The organism is Arthrobacter sp. NyZ413 (assembly GCF_049390645.1).
Lineage (GTDB): Bacteria > Actinomycetota > Actinomycetes > Actinomycetales > Micrococcaceae > Arthrobacter.
The window spans coordinates 4,321,114-4,341,779 of the sequence record NZ_CP155434.1; the positions used below are offsets into that span (position 1 = coordinate 4,321,114).

A 20,666-nucleotide genomic window follows, 5' to 3' on the forward strand; every position below is an offset into this window, starting at 1 on the left:
GCAACCGATGGAAGAAACGCAAACGCTGACGCCGCTGGCGCGCGTCGGATTCGAAGGGGCTTCGCTGACCTTTGAATCCATTGCCGAGCCCGTCCTCACCGTGGACCAGGGCGAACATTTCTGGCTGGACGCACGAAGCCTGCTCACTGGAGGCCTCTTCGAAGAAACCGGCGAATACGAAAAGCTGTCCATTCCCGTCACCGGTCCGGTCGCCGTCCGGGGCGTGGAACCGGGCGACGCACTGCGCATCGACGTCCACGAGATCAAGATCGCGGATCGGGGTGCGATGGTTACGCTTCCCGGCCGTGGCGGATTCACTGGGGGTCTCGGCAGGTCCGGGCATGTGGTGGACATCGCGGATGGGTACGTGGAGTTCGACGGCGACACCAGAATCCCCGTCCGGCCGATGGTCGGAAAAATCGGGGTGGCGCCCGCAGGCCCCGGCCCTGATTCGAGCACCGTAGGTATCCATGGCGGAAACATGGACTGCAAGGACGTCACGGCCGGTGCCGCCGTCGTCGTACCTGTCCAAGTAGCCCAAGCGATGCTGTACGCAGGCGATCTGCACGCCGCCCAAGGCGACGGCGAATGCTCGCTGACCGCCGTCGAGGTCGAAGGCAGCGTGCGGCTCTCCTGCACGGTGGTTCCCGACGGCGGCCGGCCGGCCGTGCCGCTTCGACGCCCGGTGGTCCTCAGCGGCGGTTCCGTCATTACCATCGGCGACGGCGACACCTTGGATGAGGCGGCGCGGCTCGCCTTGGACGACATGCTGGAACTGCTCCAAAACGACCGTGGGTGGCCACGCGAGAAGACCGCAATGTTGCTTAGCTCAGCCGCCGACGTTTCCGTCTCGCAGTTGGTCAACGCGCGCCTCTCGGCCAAAGTGTCGCTGCCCTCCCGCTATTTCACCGCTGAACCCTTTTCCCTCGAATCTTCCAACACTATGAATGCGCAGGTTTCCGATGCTTGATCTCCTCCTGACCAATGGGTTGGTCGTGACCCCGTCCGGCGCGGAACGCCTGGACATCGGCATTGCCGAAGGCAAAATCGTGGCGCTCCGCGCTTCGGGTGCAGGCGCGCCCGAAGAAGCCCGGCGGGTGGTGGACCTGAAAGGCCAACTGGTGGTGCCTGGCGGCGTCGATCCGCACGTACACACCAACTCCGTCCTCCCGACGGCGGCCGAGAGCGGAATCATGTGCTTCGGTCCGGACCGCGTCAGTGAAGGTGCCATCTACGGCGGCACCACCACCCTGGTGGACTTCGCCCATTGGAAGCCCGGAGATGAACTCTCCGAATCGTTCGCACGGAAGTCGGCCGAGTGGGCCGGCTCCACCTACACGGACTATGCATTGCACGGGACGTTCAAGGAGCCGGAGATCCCGTTCGACGTCCTCGAACAGATCCCGGACGCCGTGGCGAACGGTCATGGCAGCTACAAGGTGTGGATGACGAATACCACGCCCACCAGGCCGAAACAGAAGACCGACTTGGGCAATATGTGGGGCTTGATGGAGCAGACCGCCGCCGCCGGGGCAATGCTTGCCGTGCACGCCGAGGACGACGACATCGTCATGTACTCGTACAAGAAGCTCCAGCACCAAGGCAATACCGGCATCGAGTACATGCACCATGCCCACAACAACCTGTCCGAGAAGCTCTCGTTCCAGCGGGCCATCACCTTGGCCCACCATGTAGGCGCTCCCATCTACCTGATGCACGTCAGCGCGCGCGAAGGAGTGGACGCCATCCGCGAAGCGCGGGGACGCGGGCAGGCCGTCTACGGGGAAATCCTTCCGCACTACGCGTATTTCACGGCCGAGGACTACCGGCAGGAAAACGGCGCGATCTACCACACCTACCCATCGCTGAAGTCGGAAAACGACCGCGATTCAATGTGGGAATCGCTGCTGGAAGGATCACTCAGCACCCTGGCGACAGACGGCGTGTGTACCGACCTGGACGTCAAGACGCGCGGAAAGACGATCCTGGACGCCACCGGCGGCCACGCAGGCGTGGAAATGCGCATGGCCGTGGCGTACACCGAGGGCGTCGCAAAACGTGGCCTGGACCTGACGCGGTTCGTGGACATCACTTCCGCGAATGCTGCGAAAATCCTTGGCCTGTACCCGCAGAAGGGCGTCATTGCCGTTGGCAGTGACGCCGACCTGGCCGTCCTGGACACCACGGTGGACCGCAAGATCACAGCCTCTGACCTCCACGAGGCCGACTACACACCGTGGGAGGGCTATCGCGTGGCCGCATGGCCAAGCATGACCGTGCTTCGGGGAAAGGTCATGGTGGAAGAGCGCAAACTGCTGGGCGGCCCGGACGGTTCACTGCTCAGGCAGCGCGTTTCCAGCGATGTGCTCAACCGTCCGGCCTGCTGACTGCGGTTTCGGGGTCTGGGGGTTTCGGGGTCTGGGGGTTTCGGGGTTTCAGGGGGACCTCTCAGCCGACGTCGTACATCTCGTAGTCGTCTGTGGTGATGGTGCCGTTGGTCTGGATGTTCAGGCCCCAACTGATTCCTGACGCGCCAGCCGGCAGGGGTGGCGTGGTCCAGGTCGCTTGGGTCCAGTTGGCCGTCGCACCGATCAGCGGACTTGCCGTCCAGTACTGCCAGAACCCGTTACCGATCCGGTAGTAAAGCTCAAACTGGGTTGCCGCCGTCGACTTGTACCAGGCCTTCAGCTGATAGATATGCCCGGGGGTTCCGGTCGGCGAGCAACCGCCCAGGTCCAAGGCCGGCAGGAGCTTCGCGTCCCCGGACGCGTAACCGCTCAGGGTGAGCTGTTCGGCGGTGGCGCCGGTGTGGCCCGGGGAGACAACGGCGAAGGCAGCGGTGTTCGTGCCGTAGCCGCCGGCCGCCCAGCACTGCGGGACGGTGTTGATGAGTGTTTCCAAGCTGGGGTTTTGGATCATGTTGGTGCCCGGTGGTGGCGGTGGCGGGACTGCCGGGCCCTGGACTGCCGGCTGCTGGGCGCCGCCGATGACCTGGTCCACGGTCTTCACGGCGACCGTGCCGGCTGCCTTTTGCTGCGCGAGCCAGGTCGCGAACTGCGTGAACAGGGTCGGAGTGATGGTCAGCGTCGGGTCCGTGCCGACGGCGATGTGGTGGAAGGTCAACTGGACCCAGCCACCGCCGGCGGCCTGGGCGTGAGTTACCTCGTTCTCCAGGCTCTGCAGTGTCCAGGTGCTGTCTACCTCATCCGGGGCCGCGGTGTCGTAAGGGTTGGCCGGAGGGACGGTTTCCGCCACAGGAAGTGTCGCGGGGGCAGGATCCGGAGCGGCAATGTCGCCCAGTCCCCGGGCACTGTTGAACCCGCATTGCTTTACCAAAGCCTCGATGGCCGGATCTTCGGAAGCGAACGGGTAGGCGAAACTGGTGACTTTGAAGCCCATGTTCATCAATGCGACACGGCCGTCACAGATCTGCCGGGTCGACTCGTCAGGAGTCAAGTACACCAGGTCCGGGTGGGTGACGGTGTGGCCTCCGATCTCGTTGCCGTCGGCGGCGAATTGCTGCAAGTTCGCAGTGGTCAAGTAAGTGGGCTGGCCGATCCATCCGGTAGTGATGAAGAAGGTGCCCACCAGTCCCAGGCCCTTCAACGTGGACTCGGCAGTGATCTGGTCCGCGTTGCCGTCATCGAATGTCAGGGACACCACGGTGTTCGCCGCGGCATCCGCCGGACCGGCAAAAACCACCGCATAGAGGAAACCGGCAACTACCAGCGCTACGCTGCCAAAAGCCCACCATCTATGCCGCAAGCGCACACCCGACTGTGTCCTTTTACCGTTTGGCCGTGCACGTCCCCCGTGCCTCCGTACTGCAGTCCAACTTTGCTGATTCGCGGGGCTCACGATCAGCTCCTCCCCAGTCCGACTCCCAGTCCAGGCAATTCACTGGTAGCCGTGATGCTTCGTTGATGTTCCGTATAGATGTGCGGCCTGAAAGGAAATTGGCCTTTGATCCGGCGACGGCACTGAAGTGCCCGGGATTTGTTCGTACTTGCGCACTTGGAACGATACGACCAGCAGGAAGCGCAAAAACGAGTAGCCGGCACTCGTTCCTTCCGGCGTGCTGTTAGGTAGGGCAGTTGATGTGGCTAGTTAGTCAGTTCAGCCTGGCCAAGACCCGGAGTCCGCGTGTTCAAGCCGGAGAATACCGGGGTTCAGCCAGCGAACCCCGGCCCCACTTGTATCCGGCCCCGCCCCTGTGTCCGTCAGCGCGCAAGAACGACCGAGTGTGCGCTTCGCCGCGATGGGCAACGCAACAAAGCGCTAGTTAATAACGGGCGCGGGATGATCCAAGGGAAGGAGGTCGAGCAAGGCAAGACCGAGCCGGAGCCGGTCCGCGCCTGCGGAACCTTTGGGGGCGCCGGTCTTGACTCCAATGTAATTGAGCCCGTCCGGGAGCTGCCGCAGCAGCTCCCGGACTCCATCAGCGTCGAGCAGCGACGCTGGCTCATCCGCGGCGAGGCCCAAATGCGCGTCCTCCCATTCCGCGCTACGGTTTGTCGCCGTCGGAGCTGCCCCCGAGAATGCGAAGGCGCCCAGTCCGTCGCCGAGTTTCGCGACGTGCTCGGACGGTGTCCTCGCGTTGCGGCCCTCGATGGCCGACCTGCCCCAGTTGATGAGGTGCCGGATTCGCCCGGGTCCGTATCCGGAGGCTGATTGGACTGCCTCGATCTCTTCTTCAAGGCCCAAATAGCCCTTCTGCGCCGGCTGCCGACCGATGAGCGCGTCGGAGTGCTCAATAAGCAATTCGATGTTTGCCCAATCCCAACCGGCGATCTCCCGGAGGGACTCGGTAAATGCCCACAGGCTGGAGCGGTCGGCGCGCGGGGCGGACTGAAGCACGAAAGCCCGGATCGAGGACGGTCCCAGCTGTTCCCGCAACTGAAGCGTCTCCGCGTGAGCGGACGAAATATCGTCCAAAGCACGACGGCGGCCGGCCGGGTCCCGCGAAGCCAGACCGTACAGCGGATCATCGCGTGAGGCACTGAGCGTCATGGACATGGCACTGACGGTGTTGGACCAACCAGGATCCAGAAGGCCGGCCAGCGTGGCCAGTCCGCGTGGGTGAAGCCGGCCGTCCAGCACCGGGAGTTCCAAGCCGCCTATCCGCGGCTCCGACCTCAGCTGGGGATACCACTGCTCCTCGGCCTCGAAGTCGTCGCTGAGGCGCGCTGGTGCTGCGTTGTAGGCCGAGTAGACGATCGTGTTCATCGGATCCGTTACCTGCTCCGGCCTAGGATGCCGCGAAGACGTCGCGCGACTCTTTGATCCGGTCCTCGGCGAATTCGATTCCGAAGCCCGGGCGCGTCGGGAGCGCGAAGGATCCTCCGTGCGGGGTTGGCGTGTCGGTTTCGAAGTAGTGCCGTTCGGGCATGTGGTGGAAGAGGTATTCGACGCGCGGGCAGACTTCCGGCGACTGGCTCGCAACCACATGCAAAGCAGCGTGGATGCCGTGGCCGTGGGGAATGACTGCGACGCCGAAGGTTTCGGCCATCGCGCACATGCGCACAAGGTCGGTGGTGCCGCCACACCATTCCGGGTCGACTTGGAGGACGCCCAGCAGTCCGCGTTGGAGGAACGGCAGGATGTCGTGCCGGTCGTACAGATGTTCTCCCGTGGCAAGCGGGATGCTGGTGGACGCCCGCAGTTGGGAGAAGGACTCGATGGCCCCCGCGGGGAACGGCTCCTCAAGCCAGTCAGGACGCAGATGCTCGACGCGGCTGGCCCAGCGGCGGGCATACTGGAGATCCCAGCTCATGAAGGCGTCGAACATCAACGCCGAGCGCTCCCCTACCGTCTCGCGGGTCCGCTGCACGAGTGCTACGTTGCGTTCCATTCCTTCGGGCCCTTGCGCGGGACCGTCGGAGAAGAACCATTTTTGGGCGGTGTAGCCTTCCTCGAGAAGCCGCGCAGCTGTTTCCTCCACCTCTCCCTCGCCATGGAATGTTCCAAGTGTGCTGGCATAGGCGGGGATCCGGGTGCGTCCGGAGCCTCCCAGCAACTGCCAGACCGGCACCCCGAGCAGGCGGCCGCGAAGGTCCCACAAGGCGTTGTCGACTGCGCTGATCGCGATCTTGCGGTTGCCGTGGCGGGAGTGCCGGTTGCCCCGCTGGAGCATGTCCCAAATGAAGGTGTTTGCCAGTGCGTCGAGGCCAAGCAGGGAGGATGCCATCCCCTCGGCCAAGGGAGCGACGGCTTCCTGGTCGATCGGGCCGTATCGGCCGGTGACCCCGGCCGTGGTGCCGATCTCAAGGTAGAGGGATGTCTTTCGTCGGGGACCTGCCGGCGCCGGCCAACCGTCAGCGGGATGGTACTGGTTGTAGACGCTGACGGCCCGGGACTGGGGAGGGAACCCCCGGTTGGTTGAATCTTCGGGAATGAGGGCGGAAAGCTCGATCATCCGGACCGAGGAAATCTTTGCTTGGATCATGAGTATGCCTTCCAAATGCCGGTCCCTGCCGGGACAACGTGGGCGTTCCGACTAGACGATTCTTTTGCAATCATTTTGGTCCTTGGCCTTACAGGTCTATTCCGATGTATTTTTCCTCAAGGAATTCCAGGATTCCCTCGGAGCTTCCTTCCCTGCCGAGGCCGCTTTGCTTCATGCCGCCGAACGGGGCTGCGGGATCGCTGAGGACGGCGCGGTTGACGGCGACCATGCCGGCGTCGAGGCGTTGCGCCACGGACAGGGCCTGGGCGGATTCGCCGTAGACGTAGGCGATGAGGCCGTAGATAGTGTCGTTCGCCATCCTCACGGCGTCGTCGACGTCGTCGTATTCGATAATCGCTGTCACCGGACCGAAAATCTCTTGCCGGGCGATCGGGTTGTGGTGCGTTACGCCGGTCAGGACCGTCGGTGAGTAGAAGGCGCCGTCCTTGGAGGACTCCCCGCCTGTGAGGATCGTGGCCCCGAAGTCGACGGCGGCACTGACCAGTTCGGCGACCTTGTCGCGTTCCTGCACGGAGACGAGGGCACCGAGCTGATTGCTCCGGTCCAGTCCGGGGCCCACCTGCCATTGCGAGAGTTCGGACCGCATGCGTTCAGCGAAATCCGCGGCGAGGGAGGAATGGACGTAGAAGCGGTTGGCGGCTGTACAGGCTGATCCGCCGTTGCGCATTTTGGCGATCAGGGCTCCCTCGACGGCGGCGTCGAGGTCGGCGCCCGGCAGGATGACGAACGGTGCGTTCCCGCCGAGTTCCATGGACGCGCTCACCACGTTGTCGGCGGCCTCGTGCAAGAGGACGCGGCCGACTTCCGTGGAACCGGTGAAGCTGACTTTTCGCACGTCGGGGTGGTGCAGCATGCGGGCCACCGCGGGGCCGGTGGGTACCGGCGTCACGAGGTTGACCACGCCGTCGGGCACGCCGGCGCGTTGCAGGGCGTCGACGACGAACGCTGCGGTGAGCGGTGTCTCGCGGGCCGGTTTGAGGATCACGGTGCATCCTGCTGCCAGTGCGGGGGCGATCTTGCGGGTGGCCATGGCCGCGGGAAAGTTCCACGGGGTGATCAGCAGTGCGACGCCGATGGGCTGGTGGGTCACGACGATGTGCTTGTCCCCGCTCGGGGAGAGCCGGAAGTCGCCGCGGACCCGGACGGCTTCCTCGGCGAACCAGCGGAAGAATTCGATCGCGTAGTTTGCCTCGCCAAGCGCGTCGGCATAAGACTTTCCGTTTTCGAGCACGATGGTTTCGGCGAGCTTCTCCCTTTCATCAGTGAGGATTTCGAAGGCGCGTCGAAGGATTTCGCCGCGTTCACGGGGAGCCGTCGCCGACCAGGACGGCAGCGCTTTGGAAGCGGCTTCGACGGCGGCATCACAGTCCGCTTCGTCCGCGATCGCGAACGATGCGAGCAACTCCCCTGAGGCAGGATCGACGACGGGGAACCGTCCGCCGCTGCGCCCCTCGGTCCAGCGTCCGGCAATGAACAGGTCGGAAATGTGGCTCATTTGTTGATCTTTCTTTCGCTCAATCGGCCGGCGACAAGCGGCGCGAGGGCCGCCCGGTCGCCGTCGAACGCGGCCCGCACGATCCGGGCGACGGTTTCTTCATTCGGTTCAAGACTCGAGTTGGCGACCAAGCGCCGGACTGTCAGGGACAGCTCAACGATGCGGGGAAGTTCGGCCTCCGTCACACCCATGCCCGCCAGATCTTGCGGGAGGCCGATGTCCGCCATGATCGCCGCGACCTCGTCAACCGCCGCCTGGGCGGCGTCTTCGACGGAGCCGGACCCGACGCCGAGGGCACCGGCAATCTCAGCCAGCCGTCCGGCGTCGTTCCCCACGATCGCCTGCATGACGTACGGCAAGAGCATTCCGGTCCCAAGCCCGTGCGGGGTGTGGGTCAGCGCTCCGACAGGATATTGGATCGCGTGGGAGAGGTGGGTGCCGGCTGTGCCGAAAGCCATGCCCGCGAGCAAGCTGGCATAAGCCATGTGGGACCGGGCTTCAAGATCGTTTCCGTTCCGGACCGCCTGCCGCAGTGAGCGGCCGATGAGGCCGATTGCTTCAAGGGCGAGGGCCGAGCTGAGCAGGTTGCGGCCAACGAACACCGGAAGTTGCTGGTTCCACGCGGGCTTGCGGGCCTGCGCGGTGAATGCCTCGACGGCATGAACCAGGGCGTCGGCACCGGCGCTGGCGGTCACCGAAGCCGGTGCGCCGAGCATGAGGCGGGGATCAACGACGGCGGCCCGCGGGATCAGGTGGGGGCTGGAAATACCGACCTTGAGCTCACGGTCCGGGTCGGCGAGGACGGCGACGGGGGTGACTTCGCTGCCCGTGCCCGAGGTCGTGGGAACGGCTACGAGCGGCAGCACCGGCCCGGGGACCAGGTTTTCGCCGTAAAAACGGTTGAGCGGGGTGCCGTGTGCCAGGCCAAGTGCGATGAGTTTCGCGAGGTCCAGGGCGCTGCCGCCGCCGAAGCCGACAATGACGTCCGGGTTTGCGGTCCTCGCCCGGTCAATGGCTTCCTCCACCACGTCCACGGGCAGTTCCGGCACCACGTGGGAATCGACGACGAACGCGATACCCGCGTTACCGAGTCCTTCCAGGAGTTCGGTGAAGGCCTCGCCCGTGGCCAGGAACGGATCGCACACCACCAGAGCGCGGCTGCCGAGCGAAGCGACGGTTCCGGGGATTCCCGCCCGGGATCCGTCACCAAAAGCAATCGAATCCGGCAGCCTCAGCAAACCGAATGAACCAGCAATATCAGTCATGGGATCATCCTTTTCGAGTATTTAGGGGCTGCTTATTTGAGTGCCCGTATTTCAGTGCCGCGTATTTCAATGCCAGGGCCCAGACTTCTTCGTCCACCGGAACGCCGTGGGCGTCGTTCATTTCCTTGGTGCGCCGCGCACGGTCTCCGGGGATATCCACCCCGCCCGTGGCTGCGCTGTCGCGGACGGTGTCCAGGTAGGCCGTCAGGGCGGGGAGCATGCCCAGCAGGCCAAGCCGTTCCAGGCTCACGCAGATCAGGAGGTCGCCCTTGGTTGCCGGGAAATCGGTGTCAAGCGTGCCCACAACATCGGCGCCGAACGCCGTCGCAGTCAGGGTGCCGACCAAAGCTTCCAACGCAATGCCCAGCGCATATCCCTTGGGTCCCCCGAACGGGGAAAGGGCTCCTCCTTGGGCCGCCGCGGCGGCATCGCTGGTGGGGTTCCCGAGGGCATCGACAGCCCAGCCGGACGGCAGGGGCCGGCCGGTGGCGGCGTAGTCCAGGATCTTGCCCATCGACACCTGCGCAGTGGACATGTCCAGCACGAGGGGATCCCCGCCGGTGGGAACACCGATCCCGATCGGGTTCGTTCCCACGGTCGCACCCCTGCCGCCCCACGCATGGACCAAGGCCTCACTCGTAGTCAGCAGCAAAGCGACCTGCCCTCGGAGCGCGATGGACTCCACGTAGGGTGCGAGCATTCCTATATGGCTTGAATTCGAGATGGCAGCCATCGCGACTCCCGTTTCCTCCGCCCTCGCCACCACCGCGTCGATGGCTTGGTACGCGACAACCGGTCCGAAGCCGCGGTTGCCGTCAACCCGCAGGACACTTGGGGTCAGCCAGTCGAGTTGAGGCCGGGCATTTGGCTCGATTAGTCCTTTCCGCATCCGGCCCACCAGAACTGCCAACCTGCGGATACCGTGCGAAGCATGCCCCCGCATCTGGCCCTCGACGAGGCTAGCCGCCTGGACCGCGGCATTCTCCTCCGACGCTCCGTGGACAATGAGCGCACGAGCAATAACGTCCTGCATTTCTTCGCGACCAACCACCGTGAGGTCTGGCGCGCTTTCCTTGGCGCTTGTTTTCATTGGTCCCTCCTCTGTATAACTCGTTAGATCATCCACTCAGGAAAGAAAGCCCTCCATGCTCCGTCCCGCAGAACAGGACGCTGGTTCCGCGTCCTCCTTGTCCCGGGGGCTTGCGCTCCTTGATTTGTTCACGTCTCCGGACCAGGTCCTCAGCATCAGCGAACTCGCCCGCCGTTCGGGTGTTCCGAAGTCCACGACCCACCGCCTGGTACTGGACTTGATCGCGTGGGGAGCCCTTGAACGGGGACCCGGCGGCATCAGTTTGGGCGTGCGGCTATTCGAGCTCGGATCGCTTGTCCCGTCGTCGAACACCTTGCGGGAACTGGCCCTGCCCTTCGCCCACAACCTCAACGAAGTCACGAAGCTCACGAGCAACATCGCCATCCGCGAAGGCAGCGAAGTGCTCTACATCGAGAAGATCACCACCCGTACGCTCAAGGTTCCGCATTCCCGGGTCGGAGGCCGGGCGAGGATGCACGCAACCGCTCTCGGAAAGGCGATCCTCGCCTTCAGCGACAAGGACTTCGTGGACTCGGTGCTGGGTGGAACCCTGCTCCAACAGACGGAGAAGACCATCACGGATCCCGCCAAGCTCCGTACGGAGCTCTCACGGGTCCGGCAGGAGCGCGTGGCCTACGACGTCGAAGAATCCCGGCTTGGCCTCTTTTGCGTCAGCGCGCCGGTCTTCAACGGACAAGGCGGTCCCGTGGCCGGCGCCATCTCAGTGACCGGGGCAACCGAGCTCGCCATTGCGAAACGCTACGCCCCGGCAGTACTGGCAACCGCAATGGCCCTGAGCACTGCGATCGGCAGTGCCAAGCGGCCCCCGCGGCGGAACGCGTCCTGAACTTCCTCCATGCGGTGCCCGCCTTTACGCCGTGACCAGCGCCTGCTCCAGAAACGGTCCGCCCAGCGGGACGAACAGCAGTTGCCGTCCCATCATGCGGGAAGGGACCTGCCAACTCCCGCTCGAGAGGCGTATCCAGATACGTAACGCCCCGAATGTGGGCCACAACACAAAGGAGTGAGCGTGACTGAGACACGCAGCACGGCGCCCGCCGCCTCGATACCGCAAACGCCGGACCTTTCGGCGCAGGAAAAACGCGCGACAATCCGCAAAGTCATCTGGCACCTGATCCCGATCCTGGCTTTCGCGTACTTTTTCAATTCACTCGAAAAGACGAACATCGGCCTCGCAGCCCTCCAAATGAACAAAGCGCTCGGCCTGACCACCGCAGCCTTTGGCCTGGCATCCGGCCTGCTCTTCGTCGGCTATGCCATTTTCGAAGTGCCCAGCAACCTCATGCAGTACAAGCTCGGTGCCCGCAAGTGGCTCGCCCGCATCATGATCTCCTGGGGCCTCGTCGCGGCGGCCACCGGCTTCGTCAACGGCGAAGCCGCCCTGTACATCCTGCGGATTCTCCTGGGTATTGCCGAAGCCGGCTTCTACCCGGGCGTGATCCTCTACTTCACGCTGTGGATTCCGCGCCAGTACCGGGGCACCATGCTGTCCCTGTTCGTCCTTGGCGGGACCCTTGCCGGCGTCATCGGGTCTCCACTGACCGGCCTGCTCCTGACGCCCAAGAGCTACTTCGGCATCGAATCGTGGCGGGCGATGTTCGTGCTCGAAGGTTTGCCCGCGGTTATTATCGGCATTCTCTGCCTTTTCGTGCTCCGGGACCGCCCGGCGGACGCGAAATGGCTGACGCTGCGTGAGAAGAACTGGCTCGAAACCTCCATCGACGCCGAAAATGCCATGGTTGTTTCCAAGCATTCCGGACTGGGAATCTTCCGGGCCATGGCCGATATCCGCGTCCTGGTCCTCTCGGTGATCTACTTCTGCCTGAAGTTTGGCCAGTACGCCCTATCCTTCTTCCTCCCGCTCATGGTGGTCGCTTTCCAAGCACAGGCCGGAACGAAAATGGACACCTTCCAGGTGAGCCTCATGGTGGCCATTCCCACGGCCGTGGCCGTCCTCCCGGCAATCTTCTGGGCACGGCACTCCGACAAGACAGGCGAACGTTACTGGCACGCAACCATTCCCGCGATCGTCGGCGCCGTGGGAATCTGCGTCTCGGCAGCCTTCAACCAGCCGGTCCTCATCATGATCGCGCTGTGCGTCTCAACCATCGGCCTCACCGCCCAAAGCGCCCCCTTCTACCAAATCCCGGGCTACTTCCTCACCGGCGCGGCCGCCGCGACCGCCTTTGGCCTGATCAACTCACTCGGCAACCTCGGCGGATTCGTCGCGCCTACCGTATTCGGCGCACTCAAGGACGCCACCGGCAGCTACACCATCCCGAGCTACCTCATGGGCGGCATCCTGATCCTGGCAGCCTTGCTCACGGCATTCCTTCCACGGATGTTCAAGTCACTGAAGCCGGCGCAGCCAGGCCACAACGCAATCGACGAGTGATGAGCACCGGGCGCCGCTCACCACAACCGCACGGACCCTTGTAACGAAAGTCCCGCCAGTGCGGCAGAGGGGTGGTGCGCGCAGCAGATGCGCGTACCACCCCTCTGGCGTGAAGGGACGGACGGATTCCTTGCCCTCCTCAGTGCGTTGGGCTCAGTGGATTGGGCTCAGCTCAGTCACGTGCCCACACCAGGGGGCTCATCGCCTGCTCGCGTTCGTGCTCGGGGCCGAGCGGAATTCCGGAGCGGTCACGAAGCATCAGCGTGGCGATCAGGCCGATTGCTGTCATTGCGACGAGGTAGATGACGATCGACCATGAAGTCCCGGTGGCTTGCAGCAGGGCTTGAGCGATGGTCGGGGCGAACGAGCCGCCGAGCACGGCGCCGAGGGCGTAGGTGATGGAGACTCCCGAAAACCGGATGGACGCCGGAAAAAGCTCTGCGTAATAAGTTGAAATCGGACCATAGGCAAAGCCGATGCCGACGGAAAGGATCAGCAGTCCAAGCAGGAGCATCCAGATGTTGCCGGTGTTCGCCAAGGGGAACAGCGCCACGACTCCCACGAACTGCGCAGCCCACCCGATGATCAGGGTATTACGGCGGTTGATGCGGTCAGAGACCACTCCAGAGAGCCAGGTCGAAGCGAGCCATGCCACAGAAGAAGCGGTGACGGCCCACAACACGGGCTCGGGTTGGAGGCGGACCGGTCCGGTGGCTGCAGTCGCGTAGTTCTGGATATAGCCGGTGGTCATGTAGCCAGCGGCATTGCTTCCGGCGAAGACAAGCGCGGCGATGACCACCAGGAGTGCGTGCCTCCTGAAGACCTGGACAATGGGCATTCCCGCCTGCCCGCGGTGTTCGGCGATCTGCGCAAAGACGGGGCTCTCCTCGACGCGGCGCCGTATATACCAGCCGACGAAGATGAGTGCCACGGAGAGGAGGAAAGGCACCCGCCAACCCCACTCGAAGAATGCCGCTCCGGGGGCGATCATGCTCATCACCGCAGTGACGCCCGAGGAGAGCAGCAGGCCCAACGGAACGCCGATCTGCGGCGCAGCCCCGAAACTACCGCGTCGTCTGGTTGGTGCCTGTTCAACAGCCATGAGTGCCGCTCCGCCCCATTCGCCACCCGCGGAGATACCTTGCAGGACACGCAGTGCGATCAGCATCAAGGGAGCGGCGAACCCGATCGACGCATAGCCGGGGATGAGTCCGATCACGGCGGTGGACGCTCCCATGAGGACGAGCGTGGCCATCAGGACTCCGCGGCGGCCGTACTTGTCGCCAAAGTGCCCGGCCAGGAATGCACCCAGGGGCCGGAAGAGGAACGAGATGCCGACGGTGAGGAACGACAGGATTGTGGCGAGGCCAGGACCGGCAGGAGCGAAGAAGAGCTTGCCGAACACCAAGGCGGCCGCGGTGCCGTAGGTGAAGAAGTCGTACCATTCGACGGTCGTTCCGACCACTGTGGCGAAGATGATCCTTCTCGGACCGGCGGCGGACACAACGCGCCCGGCGGAAGCAAGAGCGGGCTGACCTATCGAATTCATAGCGAAGACTCCTTTGTCGGTTGCGAACAGCGGCGACGGCACTGCGTGCGGTCTGCTCGGTGTTCGAAAATCAGGATGAAGGAGTCAATAGTCAAGTACAACTGAGCATAAATGCTTGATAAACCCAGTTTTACTTCTGAATGGGCGCGGGAGGGCCTATTCTGTCGCTTTTCCAATAGCACGTGCCGGCGTCCACTGGTGCTCGGCGACGGTCAGGCGCGCGTAGTCGACCAGCGCCTGGGCCCGGTCGGAAAGTCGGACCGGACTCGGCCAGGCGATGACGACGGATTCCGCGGAGAACTGCGGGACGATCCGCTTGGCCACGACGCGGCGCCCCTCGTAGCTCTCATCGTTGGCAGGCTTCTGGATGAGCACGCTGTATCCGAACCCGCGGGCCACGAGTGAGCGGACGAGTTCGAAGTTCGATGTCCGATGGGCTATCTTCGGCCGGACGCCTGCGCGGCTGAACATGTGCAGAGTGTGGTCGCCGCTCGGGGGCAGGTCAAGGAGGATCAACGGGTCATCCAGCACGTCTGTCAGCGAGATGGAGTCCTCCCCGGCAAGCCGGTGGTCGGCGGGAAGCAGCACGTGGACCTCGGTGTCGAACAGGACGACGTGGTCAAGGTCGCCAGGCATCCCGAAGTGGTAGCCGATCATCACGTCGATTTCCCCGCCTTGCAGCATCGGCAGCAGGTCATTCACGGTACCGTCGACGATTCGGAGTTCAAGCCCGGGATGAGCGTCGCGGAACCCTTCCATCAGGGGCGGCAGGACTGTTGCGGCCAGCGTCGAGTAACACCCGACGCTGACCGGCCCGCGTAGCGGACCGCCGAAGCTGCCCACGCCGCGGCAGAGTTCGTCCGCTTCGCGAAGCAACCGGCGTGCCAACTCCACGAGATAGGTGCCGGAAGGAGTCAGGGTCAGCCCGCGGGATCGCTGCCTGATGCAAAGGTGGGCGTTCAGGGCGGTTTCGAGGTCCCTCACGGCGAGGGCAACGGCATTGGGGGTGAGGTACAGCGCTTGTGCCGCCGCGGCGAAAGACCCGTGATCAGCTGCAGCGCAAAACAGTTCCAACTGGCGCAGGGTGATTTTTGATGCGAGCTCCATAACTCAATATTACTTCGCCCTAGACTCAGATTTGCTCAGTTGTACTTCGTTTTGTGGGCACCCAGACTGGATGAAACATCGCAAAAGTACGAAGGAGTGCTGATGAAAACACCAACCAGGGCGCCTGTTGCCGAATGGGTCGAGGCCGGGCAGCTTCTCCGCGACCCCTATCCCACTTACGCGCGGCTGCGCCGTGAAGCTCCGATCGCATTTGTCCCCCACATGAACCGCTACTTCGTCACCACCTTCCGGGAGTGCTTCGACGTCGAGATGGATCAGGCGACCTTCAGCTCGCGCGAGAATGCGGATCATTCGACAATGATCCGCTCGATGGGCAGGCCCCTGTTGCGCAAGGACGATCCGGCGCATAAGGACGAGCGCAACGCCATGGCACCCGCCCTGCGACCGGTGGCCATCAAGAAGCACTGGAACGCGGTATTTCGCGCCAATGCTGAGAAATATATCCGCCGCCTGCGGGATGCCGGCAGCGAGGCCGACCTTTGCCGCGACTTTGCCGTGCCGTATGCGGCCAACAACCTCGGCTCTGTGATCGGACTCCACAATATTGCGGCGGAGCAGATGATGCACTGGTCCCACACGCTGATCGCCGGCACCGCCAACGTCACGGATGATCCGGCGGTGTGGGTTGAGACCGATTCGGTCCGCGCGCAGATAAACGAAGCGATCGACCGGGCTCTCGCAAGGATCTCGGGCGGCCCCGAGCCCTCAATGATTTCGGCAATGCTCAGCGCCGGCCTCGATGAAGAAAGCCTGCGGGCGAACGTGAGGCTGACGATTTCCGGGGGGATGAACGAACCGAGCCATGTCATCTCCAGCGCCGTATGGGCGCTTAGTGCCTTCCCCGACCAGCGCGAACTTGTGCTGGCAGGTCGGCGGACGTGGCGCGATGTCTTTGAAGAGACTGCGCGTTTTCAGTCCCCGGTAGGGATGTACCCGCGGCGCGCCACCAGGGAGACAATCCTCAACGGCGTCTTCATTCCCGAGGACGCCACCTTGGCACTCATCGTTGCATCGGCCAACAGGGACGAGGCCCGGTTTGACCGTCCCGAGGTTTTTGACCTCAACCGCGACAGTACCTCGCACCTCGCATTCGGCAACGGTACGCACATCTGTGCAGGCAACTGGGTGGCACGCGCCACGGTCGGCGAGATAGCCCTTCCCGCGCTGTACTCCGCTTTCCCCGGCCTGACCGCCGTCGAACCCGACACAACAGACTTCCACGGATGGGTCTTCCGGGGAATCCGCTCGCTTCCCGTCGCTTTGTCGGCCTGACCCATCCAGCGACACATCGGACCACAACAGAGGATTTGCCATGATTATCGACATTCTTTTCGGCACTGAAAGCGGCAATGCCGAGCTCGTCGCCGAAGACTTGGCCGAGGCGCTCGGCAGCGAGCACGAGGTCCGGGTCTCTGATCTCGCCGACGCCGACGTCGGTGGGTTCCGTCAGGACTCCCTCTACCTGATCATCTGCTCGACCCACGGCGAGGGCGACCTCCCGCAGAGTGCGGAGCCCTTCGCCGCTGCTGTTCATGAGAACAGCCCCGACCTTGCAGGAGTCAGGTACGCGGTGTTCGGCCTCGGAGACAGCACCTACCCGAACTACGGCCGCGGGGGCGAGCTCATCGACGAGCTCCTCGGTGCTCACGGCGCGACGCGGGTCGGTCCGTACGGCAGGCACGATGCCGCAGGCAGAACGGAACCCGGCAATCTCACCGCGTCATGGGCAAGCGAAGTGCTCAGCGAAGCCCACCACCCTGTCACCGCCTAGCTATCCACATGTGCGATTCCGGCCTGACCTGGACGGTCAAAACATCGTTCGTGAGGTACATCGAAAGCATGAAGGACGGCCACGTCGCAGTCGCGGACGGGGCCCTACGGTTGCAAGACGGATCCTTCCACTTCCCGCTGGCTTCCGGCACGCCCCGGAATGGACTCGCGTTCGGAGGATCCGTGCACTTCACCGGTCACCTCGGCATGCTCTCGCTGGCCATTTCCGCGCCGGCGGTGGTCAGCGCGGACGACGGACTGGTTCTCTCGATTGCCGACGACGAAGAACCCGGTGAACGCCGTCCGTTCGTCATTCTCGGAAAGCCCGGCCAATATCCCGGGCACGTGGAATTCCCTTCTCCGGCCCTCACGCCAGCCGGGGCCGACTTGTTTTTCGACAACTATCGGCCCGGTACCCTTTTCGACCCTATTTTCGTCATGCCGGGGCTTCCCGGGCAGGCGGACCCAAAGCACCAGGAAGTGTGGCATGACTAAACAAGGACTCCCGGCGCCCATCGCCGACTGGGTCACGATCCCCGAGCTGTACCGCGACCCTTTCCCGATCTTCGAGCGGCTCCGGTCCGAGGGTGGCGTCCATTGGGTTCCCGCGGTGAACAGGTATTTGGTGACCTCCCACGACGCCGTTCATGCCACCGAACTGGATCAGGGCACGTTCTCGGCGAACGAGGAAGGCTCGCTCATGATCCGGGCGATGGGACACTCCATGCTGCGTCGTGATGATCCTGGACACTACGCAGAGCGCAAGGCCTGGCAACCAGCGCTGCGGCCAGGAGTTGTCAAGAAAACCTGGATGCCGTTGTTCGAGCGCAATGCCGAGCGGTACCTGCGAGAGTTCATGGACAAAGGTCCCGGCGCGGACCTGGTTTGGGATTTCGCCGCTCCTTATGCCGCGGAGAACCTGCGCGCCGTGATCGGATTGCACAACGCCACCCAGCAGGACCTCCAACGCTGGTCGCAAACCATGATCGACGCCACTGGCAACTACGCCGATGACCCCGTTGTTTGGGCGAAAGGAGAGGCTTCCTTCAACGAAGTCGACGAAGCACTGGATGAGATGCTTGCCTGGCACGTCAAGCACCCCGACAACAGCCTGCTCTCGAACCTGCTCGCCCTCCCCGACTACCAAATGCCGCTGGCAGCGATCCGCGCCAACGTAAAGATGACGATCGGCGGCGGGCTGAACGAACCCCGTGACGCAATCGGCGTGGGCATGTGGAGCCTTCTCACCCATCCTGAACAACGGCGGCTCGTCGAAACCAACCCGGATCTGTGGGACGCGGTCTTCGACGAGACCATCCGCTGGGTCGCCCCTATTGGCATGTACTCCCGCCAAACCACGCGGGATGTCGTCCTTGAAGGGATCCGCCTTCCCGCCGGAGCCAAACTTGGCATCTGCATCCTCTCGGCGAACCGCGACGAAAAAGTATGGAATGAGCCCGCTGCCTTCGATATTTCCCGGCAGTCCGAGGGGCCGCACTTGGCGTTCGGCAAGGGTGTCCACGTCTGTCTGGGGGCGTGGGTCGCGCGCGCTGAGGTTGCCGCGGTTGCGCTGCCGAAACTGCTGTCCTCGCTGCCCGGACTGTCCCTCGATCCGGGGAACCCTCCGGAGGCTGGCGGGTGGGTCTTCCGCGGCATGACCCGACTTCCAGTTACGTGGGCCTCCACCCCAACCCCCAGGCCTTGCAAAGCCTCCCCGAGCATCGCGATTGTGGGTGCCGGTCCCTCTGGTTGCTACACCGCCCAGGCCCTGCGCCGCACCTTCCCTGACGCCGAACTCGTTGTCATCGACGAACTCCCTACCCCGTACGGGCTCGTGCGGCACGGAGTCGCCCCCGACCACCAAGGCACCAAGGCAGTCAGCCGCCAGTTCGCGCGCCTTTTCGAGAAGGATGCCGTCCGATTCGTCGGAAGCACCCGAGTGGGCACGGACGTCAGCTTGGACACGCTCACCTCCGCATTCGACGCCGTCGTGCTCGCAACCGGGCTCCATCAGGACACATTCCTGGACGTTCCCGGAACCACTTTGGATGGCGTCCACGGGGCTGGGAAGATCACCCGGCTACTGAATTCCCACCCGCACGAGGTCCGGCCCGCCCCCGGCCTTGGCACCTCAGTGGCGCTCGTCGGGCAAGGAAACGTGGCGATCGACGTTGTACGCCTGCTCGCAAAGAAAGACTCCGACCTCACGGACTCGGACATCGACGACGACGCCCACGCCCGGCTCACCAATGGGCTCCGCACCATTCACGTCATCGGCCGGTCAATGCCGCCAATGGCCAAATTCGATCCGGTGATGCTCAGGGAACTTGGCGAGCTGCACGGTGTCGAGCACATTGTCCACGGCGTGGATGAGCGCGACCTCGCCGCCGCCACCGACCCGCGCTCCGCCGTCGTGCTTGAATTGGTAAGCCGTCCGCGTACCGATGCGCGGCTCCGGGTGGAATGGTGGTTTGGCTACTCACCCACCCGGATCAACGATCTGGATGGGAACCGGCACGCAGCGAGTGTCAGCATCGAAAACAAGGACGGAACAGGGCTTGAGCTAAAGGTCGACAGCATCATCACCGCCATCGGGTTCCAAGCCACAGCCGGACAACAAATCGTGGACATTGACGACGCCGCTCGGGAAAGCGGGCGCATCCGCGAGGGCCTGTACGCCGCCGGATGGACGCGTCGGGGGCCCAAGGGAACGATCCCCTCCCATCGGTCCGATTCGAGGCAACTGGCTGAAACCATCCAAGCCGACTTTGCCGGGCCCGCGCGCAAACCCGGGCTCACTGCCATCGAACGGTCCCTTGCCAGCTCGACGAGCTACGACGGTTGGCTCCTGATCGACGCCAATGAGACCCGCAACGCGGCTTCCGGCCGGGTCCGCCGCAAAATCAGCGACTTGCGCGAGTTGCGGATCATCGCGGGGTCGGCGCTGAGCGTGTCCGCCGTCGAACCCGCCATCCCCGCTGACGCGCCCGATGACCCGCCCGCGAATGCCACGCAGGCCGAGCCCGTCAACGTAGTGTTCGCGACGGAGTCCGGCAACGCTGAACTAGTCGCCGAAGAACTCGCAACGCACCTAGAGAGAACGCATGACGTCCGCATCGTCGACCTCTCGGATGTCGAAGCGGCAGCAATTGACTCCTCACGGTTCACGATCATCGTCTGCTCAACATATGGAGACGGCGAGCTCCCCACCCGCGCCCGCCGCTTCCATGAAGACTTGCTTTCGGCCCGCCCCGACCTCTCTGGACTCCGCTACGCATTGTTCGGCCTCGGCGACCGCAGTTACGCGCAGACTTACTCCCGTGGCAGCGAAATCCTCGACGAAACCTTGCAGTCCCTCGGCGCCTCACGTATCGGCGACGTCGGCCGGCACGATGCCGCCGGACGTGGCCTGGCCCCGGCAGTCGCCATCGACTGGATCCAGAAGGTGTTCGAAGCCGTGCCGGCGTCGGGTGGACCCCGATAGCCT

General features: G+C 63.9%; 16 protein-coding genes. 8 read left to right on the plus strand and 8 right to left on the minus strand.

Features of this window, described 5'->3' with window-relative positions; all coding sequences use genetic code 11:
- The first annotated feature begins 7 nt into the window (after positions 1-7).
- Positions 8-970, plus strand: coding sequence for an acetamidase/formamidase family protein (locus tag ABCW42_RS20185; protein WP_423182859.1), 963 nt, complete (start codon positions 8-10; stop codon positions 968-970).
- Positions 963-2,387 (plus strand): dihydroorotase, encoded by a 1,425-nt coding sequence (locus tag ABCW42_RS20190; RefSeq protein WP_423182860.1) that lies wholly within the window; start codon positions 963-965, stop codon positions 2,385-2,387. The genes ABCW42_RS20185 and ABCW42_RS20190 overlap by 8 nt, the downstream gene beginning before the upstream one ends.
- 61 nt (positions 2,388-2,448) lie before the next feature.
- On the opposite strand, the gene ABCW42_RS20195 is transcribed toward ABCW42_RS20190, so the two are convergent.
- From ABCW42_RS20195 to ABCW42_RS20220, 6 genes are all read right to left on the minus strand, one after another.
- Positions 2,449-3,771 carry a polysaccharide deacetylase family protein gene (locus ABCW42_RS20195; protein ID WP_423182861.1) on the minus strand — a complete coding sequence of 441 codons (1,323 nt, stop codon included), beginning with the start codon at positions 3,769-3,771 and terminating at the stop codon, positions 2,449-2,451.
- A gap of 507 nt (positions 3,772-4,278) precedes the next feature.
- Positions 4,279-5,226, minus strand: a complete 948-nt coding sequence (locus tag ABCW42_RS20200; RefSeq protein WP_423182862.1) for a DUF4862 family protein — start codon at positions 5,224-5,226, stop codon at positions 4,279-4,281.
- A gap of 22 nt (positions 5,227-5,248) precedes the next feature.
- Positions 5,249-6,445: an enolase C-terminal domain-like protein gene (locus tag ABCW42_RS20205; protein ID WP_423182863.1), complete on the minus strand. Its 1,197-nt coding sequence runs from the start codon at positions 6,443-6,445 to the stop codon at positions 5,249-5,251.
- A gap of 88 nt (positions 6,446-6,533) precedes the next feature.
- Positions 6,534-7,961, minus strand: a complete 1,428-nt coding sequence (locus tag ABCW42_RS20210; RefSeq protein WP_423182864.1) for an NAD-dependent succinate-semialdehyde dehydrogenase — start codon at positions 7,959-7,961, stop codon at positions 6,534-6,536.
- Positions 7,958-9,226, minus strand: coding sequence for an iron-containing alcohol dehydrogenase (locus tag ABCW42_RS20215; RefSeq protein WP_423182865.1), 1,269 nt, complete (start codon positions 9,224-9,226; stop codon positions 7,958-7,960). The genes ABCW42_RS20210 and ABCW42_RS20215 overlap by 4 nt, the downstream gene beginning before the upstream one ends.
- A gap of 4 nt (positions 9,227-9,230) precedes the next feature.
- Positions 9,231-10,316, minus strand: a complete 1,086-nt coding sequence (locus ABCW42_RS20220) for an Ldh family oxidoreductase (RefSeq protein WP_423182866.1) — start codon at positions 10,314-10,316, stop codon at positions 9,231-9,233.
- Positions 10,317-10,371: 55 nt separating this feature from the next.
- Here ABCW42_RS20220 and ABCW42_RS20225 point away from each other — a divergent pair, with 55 nt between their 5' ends.
- Both ABCW42_RS20225 and ABCW42_RS20230 read left to right on the plus strand, forming a co-directional pair.
- Positions 10,372-11,163, plus strand: coding sequence for an IclR family transcriptional regulator (locus ABCW42_RS20225; protein ID WP_423182867.1), 792 nt, complete (start codon positions 10,372-10,374; stop codon positions 11,161-11,163).
- A 183-nt stretch (positions 11,164-11,346) separates the two neighbouring features.
- Positions 11,347-12,732 (plus strand): MFS transporter, encoded by a 1,386-nt coding sequence (locus tag ABCW42_RS20230; protein WP_423182868.1) that lies wholly within the window; start codon positions 11,347-11,349, stop codon positions 12,730-12,732.
- Between the two features lie 172 nt (positions 12,733-12,904).
- On the opposite strand, the gene ABCW42_RS20235 is transcribed toward ABCW42_RS20230, so the two are convergent.
- Both ABCW42_RS20235 and ABCW42_RS20240 read right to left on the minus strand, forming a co-directional pair.
- Positions 12,905-14,281 carry an MFS transporter gene (locus tag ABCW42_RS20235; RefSeq protein ID WP_423182869.1) on the minus strand — a complete coding sequence of 459 codons (1,377 nt, stop codon included), beginning with the start codon at positions 14,279-14,281 and terminating at the stop codon, positions 12,905-12,907.
- Between the two features lie 156 nt (positions 14,282-14,437).
- Positions 14,438-15,388, minus strand: a complete 951-nt coding sequence (locus tag ABCW42_RS20240) for a LysR substrate-binding domain-containing protein (protein WP_423182870.1) — start codon at positions 15,386-15,388, stop codon at positions 14,438-14,440.
- Between the two features lie 102 nt (positions 15,389-15,490).
- On the opposite strand from ABCW42_RS20240, the gene ABCW42_RS20245 reads away from it, so the two are divergent.
- The 4 genes from ABCW42_RS20245 to ABCW42_RS20260 are packed head-to-tail and all read left to right on the plus strand — an operon-like array spanning position 15,491 to position 20,663.
- A complete protein-coding gene (locus tag ABCW42_RS20245) occupies positions 15,491-16,681 on the plus strand; it encodes a cytochrome P450 (protein WP_423184959.1) in 1,191 nt (396 codons plus the stop codon).
- A gap of 40 nt (positions 16,682-16,721) precedes the next feature.
- A complete protein-coding gene (locus tag ABCW42_RS20250) occupies positions 16,722-17,180 on the plus strand; it encodes a flavodoxin domain-containing protein (protein ID WP_423182871.1) in 459 nt (152 codons plus the stop codon).
- Between the two features lie 50 nt (positions 17,181-17,230).
- The gene (locus ABCW42_RS20255; RefSeq protein ID WP_423182872.1) at positions 17,231-17,674 is read left to right on the plus strand and encodes an HtaA domain-containing protein; all 444 of its coding nucleotides are present in this window, start codon (positions 17,231-17,233) and stop codon (positions 17,672-17,674) included.
- A complete protein-coding gene (locus ABCW42_RS20260) occupies positions 17,667-20,663 on the plus strand; it encodes a cytochrome P450 (RefSeq protein ID WP_423182873.1) in 2,997 nt (998 codons plus the stop codon). Before ABCW42_RS20255 ends, ABCW42_RS20260 begins: the two co-directional genes overlap by 8 nt.
- The last annotated feature ends 3 nt before the right edge of the window (positions 20,664-20,666 follow it).